Raw genomic sequence first — 13,407 nt, 5'->3', positions numbered from 1 at the left:
GACGGTGACGGCGGGGCGGCGAGAGTGGAGAAGAAGCGCATGACGAACCCCGCCGAGCTCCTGGTCGGCCTGCTCGACCTGGAACGGATCGAGGTCAACATCTTCCGCGGCCGGAGCCCCGAGGAGTCCCTCCAGCGGGTCTTCGGCGGTCAGGTCGCGGGCCAGGCGCTGGTCGCCGCCGGCCGGACCACCGAAGGCGACCGGCCGGTGCACTCGCTGCACGCCTACTTCCTGCGCCCGGGGCGGCCGGGCGTGCCGATCGTGTACCAGGTGGAGCGGGTGCGCGACGGCCGTTCCTTCACGACGCGGCGGGTCACGGCGGTGCAGGAGGGCCGGACGATCTTCAACCTGACGGCCTCCTTCCACCGGCCCGAGGAAGCGGCCTTCGAGCACCAGCTGCCGGCCGCCCGTATCGTCCCCGACCCCGAGGAGCTGCCCGCGGTCGCCGACGAGGTGCGCGAGCACCTGGGCGGGCTGCCCGAGGCGCTGGAGCGGATGGCCCGCCGCCAGCCGTTCGACATCCGGTACGTGGACCGGCTGCGCTGGACCCAGGAGGAGGTCACGGGCGCGGAGCCGCGCAGCGCGGTGTGGATGCGCGCGGTCGGCCCGCTGGGCGACGACCCGCTGGTGCACACCTGCGCGCTGACGTACGCGAGCGACATGACGCTGCTGGACGCCGTCCGCCTCCCGGTGGAGCCCCTGTGGGGCCCGCGCGGCTTCGACATGGCCTCCCTGGACCACGCCATGTGGTTTCACAGGCCGTTCCGGGCGGACGAGTGGTTCCTGTACGACCAGGAGTCGCCGATCGCCACGGGCGGCCGGGGTCTGGCGCGCGGCCGGATCTACGACCGGGAGGGCAACCTGCTGGTGTCCGTGGTGCAGGAGGGGCTGTTCCGGCGCCTGGGGGCGTAGGGGCCGGCCGGCCGGTGACAGCACGTGGGTGATGGGTGCGTCGGCATACCGGGCTGTGCGCGCGGAGGTTGACACCCCATCGGGAAATCACCTCATCGGGGCACGTCTCACCCTCGCGCGCACGACGATCACACGGATGGGCGACTGCGCTCGGCGCCCGGGCGGACCAAGATCAATCGCATGAGATCCTCCTTGATCCGTCGCGCGTGCGCGGCATCCCTGGTGCTGGCGGCGGCCGTGGCCCCGGCCGTGGCGGCGCAGTCGGACAGCGCCCCCGCCCTGCCGGCCGCCGCACCGCCCGCCGCCGCTCCGTCCGCAGGGGCGTACGCCCGGCTGCTGGGCGAGAAGATCGTCCCGCGCGGTCTCTCCTTCGAGAACACGACGGTGGGCGGGCTGTCCGGCATCGACCGGAACCCGTGCACCGGCGAGTACGTCCTGATCAGCGACGACCGCTCGTACCTGCAGCCCGCCCGCTTCTACACCGCGGCGATCGAGGTGGACGGGGCCGGGGTCCACTCCGTCGACTTCACCTCCACCCACCCCTTCCTGCAGCCGGACGGTTCGGTGTATCCGCCGGCGAGCACCAACGACGGCAAGGCCGTCGACCCCGAGGAGATCCGGGTCGACCCGCGCACCTGCCGCTACTGGTGGGCGCAGGAGGGGGACCGTCCCACGTCCGCCACCGCCCCGGTGATCCAGCCGTCGATCCAGTTCGCCTCCCCCGCCGGGGCGTACCTGGGGCAGCTGCGACTGCCGCCCAACTACGTGATCACCCTGGACGACCGTGGTCTGCGGCGGAACAAGGCGGTGGAGGCGATCACCTTCGGATCCGGGGACCGCGTGCTCACCAGCGCCGTCGAGGGTCCGCTGCTCCAGGACGGCCCGGAGCCCGACCTGGAGCACGGCGCCCTGGTCCGCGTCACCCAGCAGAGCCGGGCGGGGGACGTGCTCGCGCAGTACGCCTACCCCGTCGAGAAGATCTTCGCCGCCTCCGACCCCACCAGCCCGTGGCCCCCGGACACCGGCGTCCCGTCGATCCTCGCCTTCCCCGACGACCCGGACCGCTACCTGGTGCTCGAACGCTCCTGGGTGGCCGGATCGGACTACAAGATCCGTCTCTACGACGCCACCACCCGGGGTGCGACCGACGTCCAGCGCGTCGACTCGCTGACCGGGCGGAGAGTCGTGCCGATGCGCAAGAAGCTGGTCGCGGACTTCGACGATCTGGACCTGTCCACGGTCGACAACACCGAGGGCATGACCTGGGGGCCGGTCCTGCGGGGTGGTGAGCGGACCGTGGTGCTGGTCAGTGACGACAACTTCGCCGACGACGCGGTCACCCAGATCGTCGCTCTCGGCATCCGCGTGCGCTGAGAGCTCCGCACCCACCCGCCGGGAAGCCGGTTGGCCTCGACCGGACGAGAAGGGCGGTCCTGGTGCCCCCGGGCCCCGGAACGGCCCTTCTCACGTCTCCGGCCCGCACGCCCTCTCCACGCGGGCGTCTTCCGAGCGGGCCGTCCCGGGGCCTGCGGGTCAGCGGGTCAGCGGGTCAGCGGGTCAGCGGCCATCCTCCGCGCCCGGCCATGTCCAGTACCAGCGCGGCGATGTTCCACGCGTCGTCGTCGCCCCGGTGGTGACGGCCCTCCAGCGGCAGCCCGGCGATCTCCAGCGCCTGCGCCATGCCGGGTCTCCGCCGCAGCCCCCGGTCCTCGGTGAACGCGGTCTTCGCGTTGGTGTGGCGGTGGCCGAAGGGGTAAGGGACTCCGGACGCACGAGACTGGCCGAGGAACATCTTGCGGTCGTAGTCGCCCCAACTCGCCCAGGGCCGCGTCCCACTGCGGTGATCGGCCGTCAACAGGCGGCACGCCTCGGCGAAGGAGACCCCCGCGTCGACCTCCGCCCGGGTGAGGCCGGTGAGTTCGGTGCAGAACGCCGAGAGGACCGAGCGCCGCGGTCTCACCAGCACCCGGTGCTTGGCCAGCCGCTCGCCCGCCCGCAGGTCCACGACGGTGAGGCCGATCTCGACGATCTCGCTCACCTGCCCGGCCGGGGCCTCCCCCTCCCAGCAGGTCGACTCGACATCCACCACGTTGAGCAGCCCGTCCCCGAAGTCCATGGCACGAGATTACGGGCGCGGACGACACGCGTAGGCTCCGGTTCCGGACCGGAGCCGGCCGCGACGGCGCTCCCGGGACCGCTCACAGCCCCGGCAAGGGCTCCTGGTCGGCGTCCCGGCGGCGGGCGCGGGTGTCCGGCGGAGCGGGGTGGAGCTTCGCGTCGCAGGTGGGGCCGAGGCCGCTCCGGCGGGAGCCCGTGCCGGTGAGCGGGCGTCCGCAGAGGCGGCAGCGGACGAGCGGGCGTTCCGGGCCGCTGTCCCGGCCCGCTTCCGGACCGGCCGGTGCAGGTGCCGGTGTCGTGCCGGGGAAGAGCTCGTCGGATGACTCCATGACGGGGATTCTTCCAGGACCCGCTGACATCCGGCCGGCGACCACGGCCGGGGCCGCCGGCCGGATTGCCGACGCCGTGCCGGATTGCCGACCCAGGGGCGTGCGGCCTTACTGGAGGAACCCGCGTGCCGGAAGGCGCGCCCGGCGCACCAGCGGGGTCACGGAAGCGAGAGGTACGCGATGGACTTGATCCACGTCCGCGCGGTGAGCCCACCCGGCCTGACCGACCGGGTCGTCGCACTGCTGGCGGACGATCCGTGCGTCCTCAATCTGATCGTGCAGCCGGGGGCGGCCCGGAACCCGGACGGCGACGCGATCGCCTGCGACGTTCTGACCGGGGGCGCCAACGAGGTGCTCCGCGGTCTGCGGGACATCCGTCTGGACCAGTTCGGGTCCATCGTCGTCGAACCGGTGGACATGGCGTTCTCGGGGCGGGCCGACGAAGGCGGTCGCGAGGAGCTGGGACCGTTGGCGCGAGCCCCGGTCTGGGAGCAGGTGGAGGCCCGCATCCGCGCCGAGGCCAGGTATCCGCCGAGCTTCTACCTGTACCTGGTCGTCGCCGGTCTGATCGGCTCGGTGGGAATCGTCACCAACTCGCAGATCCTGATCGTGGGGGCCATGGTCGTCGGGCCCGAGTACGGGGCGATCGTCAGCATCGCGCTGGGTATCGACCGGGGCGACCGCGCCACGGTCCGAAGGGGCCTGAAGGCGCTCGGCGCCGGGCTGACGCTGACCGTGGCGGTCACCTTCCTCTTCAGCCTGATGATCCGGGGCTTCGGGTTCCAGTCGCAGGCGTTCGAGGCCGGGCTGCGTCCGGTGGCCGACCTGATCAACACGCCCAACTTCTTCTCGGTGGCGGTCGCGACGCTGGCGGGTGTCGTCGGCATCGTGTCGCTCACCGAGGCGCGGACGAGCGCGCTGCTCGGAGTGTTCATCTCGGTCACCACCATTCCGGCCGCCGCCGCCATCGCCGTTTCCGTCGCCTTCAGCAGCTGGCAGGAGGCCTGGGGGTCGCTGATCCAGCTCCTGGTGAACATCGTGGTTCTGATCCTCGTCGGCACCGGCACCCTGCGGTCGCAGCGCGCGATCTGGAGGCGGGTGTCCCGGCGGCGCGAAGGGCACGTCACGGACGCCGAGCACGGCTGAGCGCGCCCGCACCGACACCTCGGACCGGCCCTTGCGCCCGCGTCTCGGACGTGCCGGACCGGGCGGTGCCGGGGATCATCGAAGGGACGGCCCGACACCACCGCGCGCCCCGCTCGTCGGCGTCGCGCGCCCGGCGCGTCACGCCGACCACGACTCGGGGAAGTCAGGAGAGCCGTCATGCCCCAGGACCGCCGTCCCGCGTCGCGCACCACGCCACGCGCCACCCCCGCCGAACGGGCCGCCGCGGGCAGAGCCGTCCGCAGGAGGGTTCCCCGGTCGGCCCACGCGGTCTTCGAGCCCACCGCTCGCCGGTTCGATCCGCTGACGGTCCTGGAGACGCAGTCCGCGGCGCGCGTGCCGGATCTGGTCCCCCTCCGGTACGGCCGGATGACCGAATCGCCGTTCCGGTTCTACCGGGGCGCCGCCGCGATCATGGCGGCGGACCTGGCCGGCACGCCGGACTCCGGGATCACCGCGCAGCTGTGCGGGGACGCGCATCTGCTGAACTTCCGGCTGCTGGCCTCGCCGGAGCGCAATCTGCTCTTCGACATCAACGACTTCGACGAGACTCTGCCAGGCCCCTGGGAATGGGACGTGAAACGGCTCGCGGCCAGCCTCGTCATCGCCGCGCGGGCGAACGGCTTCCCGGACCGTGAGCGCGCGCGCCTCGTGCGGGCGTCGGTGCGGTCGTACCGGAAGTCGATGGCCCAGTACGCCCGGATGGGCAATCTGGAGGTCTGGTACGCGCGGATCGACGAGGCGCGGCTGCGGGCCGTCGCCGCGGTGCAACTCGCCGAGCGTGGGCGCGAGAACCTCGACCGCGCCCTGGTGAAGGCCCGTACCCGGGACAGTCGGCAGGTTCTCGGGAAACTCACCGAGTGGTCGGGCGGCCGGCGACGGATCGTCTCGGACCCGCCCCTCGTGGTACCGCTCACCGAGCTGGTGCCGGACGCGGAACGCATCGAGACCGAGGAGCGGTTCCGGGTCCTGCTACGGCGGTATGCCCGCAGCCTCCCGTCGGACCGCCGGGCGCTGCTCTCCGGCTTCCGGCTGGCGGACGTGGCGCGCAAGGTGGTCGGTGTGGGAAGCGTCGGTACGCGCTGCTGGGTCCTGCTCCTGCTCGGCCGGGACGACGACGATCCGCTCTTCCTCCAGGCCAAGGAGGCCGACACCTCGGTCCTCGCCGACCACGTCGGTACCAGCCGCTACCGCAACCAGGGCGAACGTGTCGTGGCGGGGCAACGGCTGATGCAGGCCACGAGCGACATCTTCCTCGGCTGGGAACGGGCGGAGGGGTTCGACGGCAGGCGCCGCGATTTCTACCTCCGCCAGCTGCGCGACTGGAAGGGGATCGCCGAACCGGAACGGATGACGCCGCAGGGGCTGACGCTGTTCGGAGAGGTCTGCGGGGCGACCCTGGCCCGCGCGCACGCCAGGTCGGGCGACCGGATCGCCATCGCGGGGTACCTGGGCAAGGGCGACGCCTTCGACCGGGCTCTCGGTGTGTTCGCGGAGGCGTACGCGGACCGCAACGAGCGGGACCACGAGGCGCTCGTGGCGGCGGTCCGCGCGGGTCGGCTACCCACCGCGGATCCTTCGGGGACCCGGTGAGGACCGGTGCTCCGGTCCGCCCCGGAACACGGGTGCGCCCCGGTGGCCGACCGGCCTCCGGGGCGCACCCGCCCGCCCACCGCCCTCAGGTGGTTCGCTCGGTGCGGGCGCACAGGGCCCAGATCACGAAGATGTTGATGGCGATGAGGATGATCGACCAGAACGGGTAGTACGGCAGCCAGAGGAAGTTGGCGACCGCACCGAGACCCGCCAGCACCACGCCGATCAGCCTGGCCCACAACGCACCGGTGAACAGGGCGCATCCGGCGAGGGCGATGACGATGCCCAGGATGAGGTGGACCCAGCCCCAGCCCGTGAGGTCCCACTGGAAGATGTAGTTGCGCGTGGTGACGAACACGTCGTCCTTGGCGATGGCGGCGATGCCCTCGAAGATCGCCATCGCTCCGCCGAAAATCATCAGAACGCCCGCGAACGCCGTCCATCCGGACTGGAACGCGGTGGTCTTCCCGGTGGTTCTGGCCATGGCCGGCCTCCTTGCGGTACCCGAAGCCCCTGAGCGGCCCGAGCGGCGGACCGGCGACGGTGCACTTCCCCAAGCCTGGCACGCCGTCATCCGATCGGCATACGGGCGGGATAAAGGGCACGGGGCGCCGCACCCCGTCCCGCTTACGGGATACCCTCCCGAATATGAGAGACGGTAGCGAGGCGGAGACCGCCGACAGCCGGCTGGCCGCCCGGCTCGCGTCCCTGCGGGCCGAGCACGGCTGGTCACTGGACGAGCTGTCCGGCCTGACCGGCCTGAGCAGGTCCACCCTGTCGCGGGTGGAGCGGGGCGAGCTGAGCCCGACCGCGGCTTCGCTGGGCCGGCTCTGCACGGCGTACGGACGGACGATGTCGCGGCTGCTGACGGAGATCGAGTCGGAGCCGCCCCGCCGCGTCCCCGCCGGGTCGCAGCAGGTCTGGTACGACGCGTCCGTCGGATTCACCCGGCGATCGGTGTCGCCGCCGCACCCGGGACTGCGCGGCGAGGTCGTCGAGTGCACCCTCGACCCCGGCGCGACGATCTCCTGCGAGAACCCCCCGGTGCCGGGCGTGGAACAGCACGTGTGGGTACGGGAAGGGGTGGCGGGGATCACCGTGGACGGGAGCACGCACACCCTGGGCCCCGGTGACTGCCTGCGGTTCCGCCTGGACGGACCCTCCCGCTTCCACTGCCCGGGTCCGGAGCGGACCCGTTACGTCCTGATGATCGTGATGCCGTGAAAGGAACCCCTCCCATGACCGAGATCGTCTCCGTGTCGGGCCCCGGACTCGTCACGTACGCCGACGAACTGGCCGCCCTCCTGGTGGACACCGTGCACGACGGCGCGTCGGTCGGCTTCGTCGACCCGCTCGACCGGGGCGCCGCCGCCGACTGGTGGCGGGAGCGCGCCGGGGCCGTGGAGGCGGGCCGGTTGCGCGTCTGGATCGCCCGGGACGGCGAACGTGTGGCAGGCACCATCAGCCTCGTACCGGCCCTGCTGCCGAACGCCCTGCACCGTGCCGAGGTCTCGAAGCTGATGGTGCGCCCGTCCGGGCGGGGCCGCGGGCTGGGCCGGGCGTTGCTGACCGCCGTGGAGGAGTGGGCGGCCTCAGCGGGCCTCTCCCTGCTCGTCCTGGACACCGAGACGGGGAGCGCGGCCGAGCGTTTGTACCGGGCGGCAGGCTGGACGGAGTGCGGCTCGGTGCCGGCGTACGCGCTGGACCCTGCGGGGGCGCTCCGGGCGACGACCTTCTACTACAAGGTCCCCGGCGATGCCGAGGCGACTGCGGGTCCGGACGGCCCCGGGGAGACAATGGTCGGCGACGCCTCCTGACCGGGCGGCCCTTTTGATCCGAGGAGTTTCCGATGACTCTGCACGACATCCCCCTGCACACCCTGACCGGCGAGCCGACGACGCTCGGCGCCTGGAGCGGCAAGGCGGTGCTGCTGGTGAACGTCGCGTCCAAGTGCGGCCTCACGCCCCAGTACGAGGGCCTGGAGCGCCTGCAGAAGACCTACGGCGGGCGGGGTTTCACCGTTCTGGGTGTGCCGTGCAACCAGTTCGCCGGGCAGGAGCCGGGCAGCGCCGAGGAGATCCAGTCCTTCTGCTCGACGACGTACGGGGTCAGCTTCCCGCTGTTGGAGAAGACCGACGTGAACGGCGAGGGCCGGCACCCGCTCTACACGGAGTTGACGAAGCTCGCGGACGCCGACGGCGAGGCCGGGGACGTCCAGTGGAACTTCGAGAAGTTCCTGATCTCTCCCGCCGGTGAGCCGGTCGCCCGCATCCGCCCGCGCACGGAGCCGGAAGCACCGGAGGTCGTGGCCGCCATCGAGGCACAGCTGCCCGCCTGACGTCCGCGGCCGGGGTCCGCGGGTGTTCCCCGCGGACCCCGGCCGTTTCGGTGTCAGCGGATCGGCATGCCGGACAGCGTGCGGGCGATCACCAGGCGCTGGATCTCGCTGGTGCCCTCGAAGATGGTGTAGATCGCCGCGTCCCGGTGCATCCGCTCCACCGGGTACTCGCGGGTGAAGCCGTTGCCGCCGAGGATCTGGACGGCCTGGGCGGTGACCTGCTTCGCGGTCTCGCTGGCGTACAGCTTCGACATCGAGCCCTCGGCCGAGGTGAAGGGCTTGTTCGTGGTGGCCATCCAGGAGGCCCGCCAGACCAGCAGCCGGGCGGCGTCGATCCGGGTGCGCATGTCGGCGAGCTGGAAGGCGATGCCCTGGTTGTCGATGATCGGGCGACCGAACTGGGTGCGCGTCTTGGCGTAGTCGAGAGCGACCTCGTACGCGGCGCGGGCGGTGCCGACCGCCATGGCGCCGACCGCCGGGCGGGACGCCTCGAAGGTGGCCATCGCGGCGTTCTTCACGCGCTCGCCGCCCGACTTCGCCCGCTCGCGGGCGCGGGCGAGGCGCTCGTCGAGCTTCTCCTTGCCGCCGAGCAGGCAGCTTCCGGGGACGCGGACGTCCTCCAGGACCACCTCGGCGGTGTGCGACGCCCGGATGCCGTGCTTCTTGAACTTCTGCCCCTGGGACAGCCCGGGGGTGTCCGGCGGCACGATGAACGAGGCGTGGCCCTTCGAGCCGAGCTCGGCGTCGACGACGGCGACCACGACGTGCACGTTGGCGATGCCGCCGTTGGTCGCCCAGGTCTTGGTGCCGTTGAGCACCCACTCGTCCTTGGCCGCGTCGTAGACGGCGCGGGTGCGCATCGAGGCGACGTCGGAACCGGCGTCGGGCTCGGAGGAGCAGAAGGCGGCGAGCTTGACGTCGTCCGCGTCGCCGTACATCTGCGGGATCCAGGTGCCGATCTGCTCCTCGGTGCCGTTGGCCAGGACGCCCACGGCCGCCAGGCCCGTACCGACGATCGACAGGGCGATGCCCGCGTCACCCCAGAAGAGCTCCTCCATCGCCACCGGGATGCCGAGGCCGGTGGGGTCGAAGAACTGCTGGGCGTAGAAGTCGAGCGAGTAGATGCCGACCTTGGCCGCCTCCTGGATGACCGGCCAGGGGGTCTCCTCACGCTCGTCCCACTCCGACGCCGCCGGCCGGATCACCTCCGCGGCGAAACCGTGGAGCCAGTCGCGCACCTGCTTCTGGTCTTCGTTGAGCTCAAGCGTGAACTCGGCCATGTTCCCCTCCATGCACTGCCCGACATCGCGTTACTTACGGTAACAGCAGTCTGTTACCGGCAAGTAGCCGCTGTCAACCGGTCATGGACCGGTCCGCGCCTTTCGGAGGCGGGGTGTTACGTTGCCCGGGCGCGCTCAAAGCGCCAGGCCAGAGGTGTCAGGGGTGGGGAAAGGGCGACAGATGGAGACCGCACGACAGGCCGATCGGCAGCGGACGGCGGCCGAGCAGCGGCGCCGGGAACTGCTGGAGGCAGCCGACCGGGTGGTACTCAGGGACGGCCCCAGGGCCTCCATGAACGCCATCGCCGCCGAGGCGGGCATCACCAAACCGATCCTCTACCGCCACTTCGGCGACAAGGGCGGCCTCTACCGCGCCCTCGCGCAACGCCACACCGACGCCCTGCTGAGCAATCTGCGCGCGGCGCTCGACGCGCCCGCCGAACGGCGCCGACGGGTGGAGAACACCCTCGACACCTACCTCGCGGCCATCGAAGCCCGTCCGCAGGTCTACCGCTTCCTGATGCACCCGTCCGACGACGTTCCCGCCCCCGAGCCGGGGTTCGACACCGGCCGCCACTCCGTGCCGCTGCTGCGGCGCCTGGGCGAGGAGCTCGGACAGGTCATCGGCGAGCGGGTGGACCTCGGGGCGGACGGCGAGGAGACGGCCCGGATCTGGGGCCACGGCATCGTGGGGATGATGCACGCGGCGGGCGACTGGTGGCTCGGCGACCGGCCCGTCCCGCGTGAACGCCTGGTACGCAGCCTCGCCGACCTGCTCTGGGGCCGACTGGCCGAGGTGGGCGACAAGCCGGGCGCACCCGGCTTCTGAGCGCTCTGCCGCCGCCGCGGGCTCGCCGGGGTACGGCTCAGCCCTGGCCGGCCCAGGGTGCCCGGCGAGCCTTGCGCAGCGCCCGCGCCCGGCGCAGTCCGGTCAGCCGGTCCGTGTAGACCGCGCCGTCCAGGTGGTCGCACTCGTGCTGGAGACAGCGCGCGAACCAACCCGTACCGGTGATCTCCACCTCCTCGCCGGTGACGGTGCGCCCGCGCACCACCGCCCGGTCGAAGCGCTGGGTACCCGCCTCGATGCCCGGCAGCGACAAGCACCCCTCCGGGCCGCGTACCGTGATGCCGTCCGCCTCCACCAGCCGGGGGTTGACCATGTGACCGAGGTGGCGGACGTCGTCGTCGTCCGGGCAGTCGTATACGAAGACCCGGAGCGGCACACCGATCTGGTTGGCCGCGAGACCGACCCCCTGGGCCGCGTACATCGTGGCGAACATGTCCTCCACCAGCCGGGCGAGCGAGGGACCGAAATCGGTGACGTCCTCGCAGGCACGGTGGAGGACGGGGTCACCGAGGGTGCTCACGGTACGAATGATTCCGGAACTGCCGGGGATCGGGCGGTTTCGCATGGCCGTAAGGGTACGGTCCGCCTTGACCGCCCAGTTCCGTGGTGCCGCGGTGCGGCCGTCGCGCTGGACATCGATAGGCTGGGCGTGGACCGATGCAAGGAGGATCTAGGACGATGGCAGGCAACACGGAGCCGTTGTCGCCGCGGGCCAAGCTGGCCGTGACGGCGGGCAAGGCCGCGGCGGCGGTGTCGCGCGCGGCGGGGCGCGGCAGCGGATCGGTGATCGGCGGCCGGGTGGCGCTCAAGCTCGACCCCGACCTGCTGGGGCGACTGGCGCAGCACCTGGACGTGATCCTCGTGTCGGCGACGAACGGCAAGACGACCACCACACGGCTGATCGCCGAGGCGCTGCGGGCCGCCGGGCCCGTCGTCTCGAACGCGCTCGGCGCGAACATGCCCGCGGGCATCACTTCGGCCCTGGCCGGCGGATCGGATGCCCGGTTCGGCGTGATCGAGGTCGACGAGAAGTACCTCGCCGGAGTGGCGCGCGACACGACGCCCAAGGCGATCGCACTGCTCAACCTCTCCCGCGACCAGCTCGACCGCGCCGCGGAGACCCGCATGCTGGCCGAGCACTGGCGCGAGGGTCTGGCGGGCTCCAAGGCCGTCATCATCGCCAACGCGGACGACCCGCTGATCGTCTGGGCGGCCTCGTCCTCCCAGAACGTGGTGTGGGTGGCGGCCGGCCAGGCGTGGAAGGACGACGCCTGGTCCTGCCCCTCCTGCGGCGGCGTGATGCAGCGCCCCGGGGACGACTGGTTCTGTGGGCAGTGCGGTTTCCGCCGTCCGGCACCGAGCTGGGCGCTCAACGGCGACTACGTGCTCGACCCGCACGGCTCGGCGTGGCCGATCCACCTCCAGTTGCCGGGTCGCGCCAACAAGGCGAACGCGACCTCGTCGGCGGCCGTGGCGGCCGTCTTCGGCGTGCCCCCGCAGGTGGCCTTGGAGCGGATGTACCAGGTGCAGGCGGTGGCGGGCCGTTACGACGTGGTCTCGTTCCACAACCGCGAGCTGCGGCTGCTGCTGGCGAAGAACCCGGCCGGCTGGCTGGAGACGTTCTCGCTCATCGACCCCCCGCCGACGCCGGTGATCCTCTCCGTCAACGCGCGCGGCGCGGACGGCACGGACACCTCCTGGCTGTGGGACGTCGACTACACGCAGCTTTCCGGTCACCCGATCTTCGTGCTCGGGGACCGCAAGATGGACCTCGCCGTCCGGCTCGAAGTGGCCGGTCTGGACTTCCGTGTCTGCGAGACCCTGGACGAGGCCGTCCAGCTGGCCCCGCCCGGGCGCATCGAGGTCATCGCCAACTACACCGCCTTCCAGGATCTGCGCCGTCGTGTCGGCAACTGATCCCCGCCAGGGCCTCCGGAGAGGACGAAGCATGAGCAACAACGGTCTGCGTCTGGTCTGGGTCTACCCCGACCTCCTCAGCACCTACGGCGACCAGGGCAACGCCCTCGTCGTCGAGCGGCGGGCACGGCAGCGCGGCCTCGACGTGCAGCGGGTCGACGTACGCAGCGACCAGCCGATCCCCACGTCGGGCGACATCTACCTCATCGGCGGCGGTGAGGACCGGCCGCAGCGACTGGCGGCGGAGCGGCTGCGCCGCGACGGCGGGCTGAGCCGGGCCGCGTCGAACGGCGCGATCATCTTCTCGGTCTGCGCGGGCTACCAGATCCTGGGCCACGAGTTCATCAACGACCTCGGGGAGCGGGAGCCCGGGCTCGGGCTGCTCGACGTGGTGACGACCCGCGGCGAGGGCGCGCGGTGCGTCGGCGACGTACTGGGCGACATCGACCCGAACCTCGGTCTGCCGCCGCTCACCGGTTTCGAGAACCACCAGGGCGTCACCCATCTCGGTCCGACGGCGCGTCCGTTCGCCCGGGTCCGGGTGGGCCGCGGCAACGGCACCGGCGACGGTACCGAGGGGGCGTACAGCGACACCGTGTTCGGGACGTACATGCACGGTCCCGTGCTGGCACGCAATCCGCAGATCGCCGATCTGCTGCTGAAGCTCGCTCTGGACGTCAACGCGCTGCCGCCGGTGAACGAGCATTGGTACGAGGCGCTGAGGTCGGAACGCATCACCGCGGCGACCCAGCCGGCCTGATGTGTCGGCCTTGTTTCGCCTGAGTTGATTTCAGCTCAACTGAGCGGAGTCCAGCAGGCGGACAGAGGGTTCGGTCCCGCCACCCTGCGCCGGTAGGGTGGCGGGTATTCAGCCGGACGACGCGGTCCGGTCGTCGGCCCACGTTGCAA

At 71.8% G+C, this 13,407-nt stretch carries 15 protein-coding genes; 10 read left to right on the top strand and 5 right to left on the bottom strand.

Annotated features, from left to right (window positions below):
• Window positions 1-39 precede the first annotated feature (39 nt).
• Together OHT52_RS28560 and OHT52_RS28555 are read left to right on the top strand one after the other, a co-directional pair.
• A complete protein-coding gene (locus OHT52_RS28560) occupies window positions 40-912 on the top strand; it encodes an acyl-CoA thioesterase (RefSeq protein WP_328723052.1) in 873 nt (290 codons plus the stop codon).
• A 180-nt stretch (window positions 913-1,092) separates the two neighbouring features.
• Window positions 1,093-2,286, top strand: coding sequence for an esterase-like activity of phytase family protein (locus tag OHT52_RS28555; protein WP_328723051.1), 1,194 nt, complete (start codon window positions 1,093-1,095; stop codon window positions 2,284-2,286).
• 175 nt (window positions 2,287-2,461) lie between these two features.
• On the opposite strand, the gene OHT52_RS28550 is transcribed toward OHT52_RS28555, so the two are convergent.
• Window positions 2,462-3,028 carry a 3'-5' exonuclease gene (locus tag OHT52_RS28550; RefSeq protein ID WP_328723050.1) on the bottom strand — a complete coding sequence of 189 codons (567 nt, stop codon included), beginning with the start codon at window positions 3,026-3,028 and terminating at the stop codon, window positions 2,462-2,464.
• Between the two features lie 82 nt (window positions 3,029-3,110).
• Entirely contained in the window at window positions 3,111-3,359 is a 249-nt protein-coding gene (locus OHT52_RS28545) for a DUF6011 domain-containing protein (protein WP_328723049.1), read from the bottom strand.
• Between the two features lie 180 nt (window positions 3,360-3,539).
• On the opposite strand from OHT52_RS28545, the gene OHT52_RS28540 reads away from it, so the two are divergent.
• Together OHT52_RS28540 and OHT52_RS28535 are read left to right on the top strand one after the other, a co-directional pair.
• Window positions 3,540-4,505: a DUF389 domain-containing protein gene (locus OHT52_RS28540; RefSeq protein WP_328723048.1), complete on the top strand. Its 966-nt coding sequence runs from the start codon at window positions 3,540-3,542 to the stop codon at window positions 4,503-4,505.
• A gap of 177 nt (window positions 4,506-4,682) precedes the next feature.
• Window positions 4,683-6,116, top strand: a complete 1,434-nt coding sequence (locus OHT52_RS28535; RefSeq protein ID WP_328723047.1) for a DUF2252 domain-containing protein — start codon at window positions 4,683-4,685, stop codon at window positions 6,114-6,116.
• A gap of 85 nt (window positions 6,117-6,201) precedes the next feature.
• Here the strand turns inward: OHT52_RS28535 and OHT52_RS28530 are convergent, their stop codons facing one another.
• Window positions 6,202-6,600 carry a DUF7144 family membrane protein gene (locus tag OHT52_RS28530; RefSeq protein ID WP_328723046.1) on the bottom strand — a complete coding sequence of 133 codons (399 nt, stop codon included), beginning with the start codon at window positions 6,598-6,600 and terminating at the stop codon, window positions 6,202-6,204.
• Window positions 6,601-6,764: 164 nt separating this feature from the next.
• Between OHT52_RS28530 and OHT52_RS28525 the strand changes: the two genes are divergently transcribed.
• From OHT52_RS28525 to OHT52_RS28515, 3 genes are read left to right on the top strand one after another with little or no spacing between them, the layout of a single operon-like run.
• Window positions 6,765-7,340, top strand: coding sequence for a helix-turn-helix domain-containing protein (locus tag OHT52_RS28525; protein WP_328723045.1), 576 nt, complete (start codon window positions 6,765-6,767; stop codon window positions 7,338-7,340).
• Window positions 7,341-7,354: 14 nt separating this feature from the next.
• Window positions 7,355-7,933 carry a GNAT family N-acetyltransferase gene (locus tag OHT52_RS28520; RefSeq protein ID WP_328723044.1) on the top strand — a complete coding sequence of 193 codons (579 nt, stop codon included), beginning with the start codon at window positions 7,355-7,357 and terminating at the stop codon, window positions 7,931-7,933.
• 32 nt (window positions 7,934-7,965) lie between these two features.
• Window positions 7,966-8,454, top strand: coding sequence for a glutathione peroxidase (locus tag OHT52_RS28515; protein WP_328723043.1), 489 nt, complete (start codon window positions 7,966-7,968; stop codon window positions 8,452-8,454).
• Window positions 8,455-8,507: 53 nt separating this feature from the next.
• On the opposite strand, the gene OHT52_RS28510 is transcribed toward OHT52_RS28515, so the two are convergent.
• Window positions 8,508-9,734, bottom strand: coding sequence for an acyl-CoA dehydrogenase family protein (locus OHT52_RS28510; RefSeq protein ID WP_328723042.1), 1,227 nt, complete (start codon window positions 9,732-9,734; stop codon window positions 8,508-8,510).
• A gap of 181 nt (window positions 9,735-9,915) precedes the next feature.
• On the opposite strand from OHT52_RS28510, the gene OHT52_RS28505 reads away from it, so the two are divergent.
• The gene (locus OHT52_RS28505; RefSeq protein WP_328723041.1) at window positions 9,916-10,563 is read left to right on the top strand and encodes a TetR family transcriptional regulator; all 648 of its coding nucleotides are present in this window, start codon (window positions 9,916-9,918) and stop codon (window positions 10,561-10,563) included.
• 37 nt (window positions 10,564-10,600) lie between these two features.
• On the opposite strand, the gene def is transcribed toward OHT52_RS28505, so the two are convergent.
• Entirely contained in the window at window positions 10,601-11,146 is a 546-nt protein-coding gene (gene def, locus OHT52_RS28500; protein WP_328723040.1) for a peptide deformylase, read from the bottom strand.
• A 113-nt stretch (window positions 11,147-11,259) separates the two neighbouring features.
• On the opposite strand from def, the gene OHT52_RS28495 reads away from it, so the two are divergent.
• Window positions 11,260-12,498, top strand: coding sequence for a MurT ligase domain-containing protein (locus tag OHT52_RS28495; protein ID WP_266701546.1), 1,239 nt, complete (start codon window positions 11,260-11,262; stop codon window positions 12,496-12,498).
• 31 nt (window positions 12,499-12,529) lie between these two features.
• The gene (locus OHT52_RS28490; protein WP_328723039.1) at window positions 12,530-13,258 is read left to right on the top strand and encodes a type 1 glutamine amidotransferase; all 729 of its coding nucleotides are present in this window, start codon (window positions 12,530-12,532) and stop codon (window positions 13,256-13,258) included.
• The last annotated feature ends 149 nt before the right edge of the window (window positions 13,259-13,407 follow it).

Source organism: Streptomyces sp. NBC_00247 (assembly GCF_036188265.1).
Classification (GTDB): Bacteria; Actinomycetota; Actinomycetes; order Streptomycetales; family Streptomycetaceae; genus Streptomyces.
This window is presented reverse-complemented; position numbering and strand designations above follow the sequence as displayed.

Excerpts from the sequence above, each read along its gene's own strand:
- OHT52_RS28560 (WP_328723052.1), top strand. The coding sequence starts at position 40 with ATGACGAACCCCGCCGAGCTCCTGGTCGGCCTGCTCGACCTGGAACGG.
- OHT52_RS28555 (WP_328723051.1), top strand. The coding sequence starts at position 1,093 with ATGAGATCCTCCTTGATCCGTCGCGCGTGCGCGGCATCCCTGGTGCTG.
- OHT52_RS28550 (WP_328723050.1), bottom strand. The coding sequence starts at position 3,028 with ATGGACTTCGGGGACGGGCTGCTCAACGTGGTGGATGTCGAGTCGACC.
- OHT52_RS28545 (WP_328723049.1), bottom strand. The coding sequence starts at position 3,359 with ATGGAGTCATCCGACGAGCTCTTCCCCGGCACGACACCGGCACCTGCA.
- OHT52_RS28540 (WP_328723048.1), top strand. The coding sequence starts at position 3,540 with ATGGACTTGATCCACGTCCGCGCGGTGAGCCCACCCGGCCTGACCGAC.
- OHT52_RS28535 (WP_328723047.1), top strand. The coding sequence starts at position 4,683 with ATGCCCCAGGACCGCCGTCCCGCGTCGCGCACCACGCCACGCGCCACC.
- OHT52_RS28530 (WP_328723046.1), bottom strand. The coding sequence starts at position 6,600 with ATGGCCAGAACCACCGGGAAGACCACCGCGTTCCAGTCCGGATGGACG.
- OHT52_RS28525 (WP_328723045.1), top strand. The coding sequence starts at position 6,765 with ATGAGAGACGGTAGCGAGGCGGAGACCGCCGACAGCCGGCTGGCCGCC.
- OHT52_RS28520 (WP_328723044.1), top strand. The coding sequence starts at position 7,355 with ATGACCGAGATCGTCTCCGTGTCGGGCCCCGGACTCGTCACGTACGCC.
- OHT52_RS28515 (WP_328723043.1), top strand. The coding sequence starts at position 7,966 with ATGACTCTGCACGACATCCCCCTGCACACCCTGACCGGCGAGCCGACG.
- OHT52_RS28510 (WP_328723042.1), bottom strand. The coding sequence starts at position 9,734 with ATGGCCGAGTTCACGCTTGAGCTCAACGAAGACCAGAAGCAGGTGCGC.
- OHT52_RS28505 (WP_328723041.1), top strand. The coding sequence starts at position 9,916 with ATGGAGACCGCACGACAGGCCGATCGGCAGCGGACGGCGGCCGAGCAG.
- def (WP_328723040.1), bottom strand. The coding sequence starts at position 11,146 with ATGCGAAACCGCCCGATCCCCGGCAGTTCCGGAATCATTCGTACCGTG.
- OHT52_RS28495 (WP_266701546.1), top strand. The coding sequence starts at position 11,260 with ATGGCAGGCAACACGGAGCCGTTGTCGCCGCGGGCCAAGCTGGCCGTG.
- OHT52_RS28490 (WP_328723039.1), top strand. The coding sequence starts at position 12,530 with ATGAGCAACAACGGTCTGCGTCTGGTCTGGGTCTACCCCGACCTCCTC.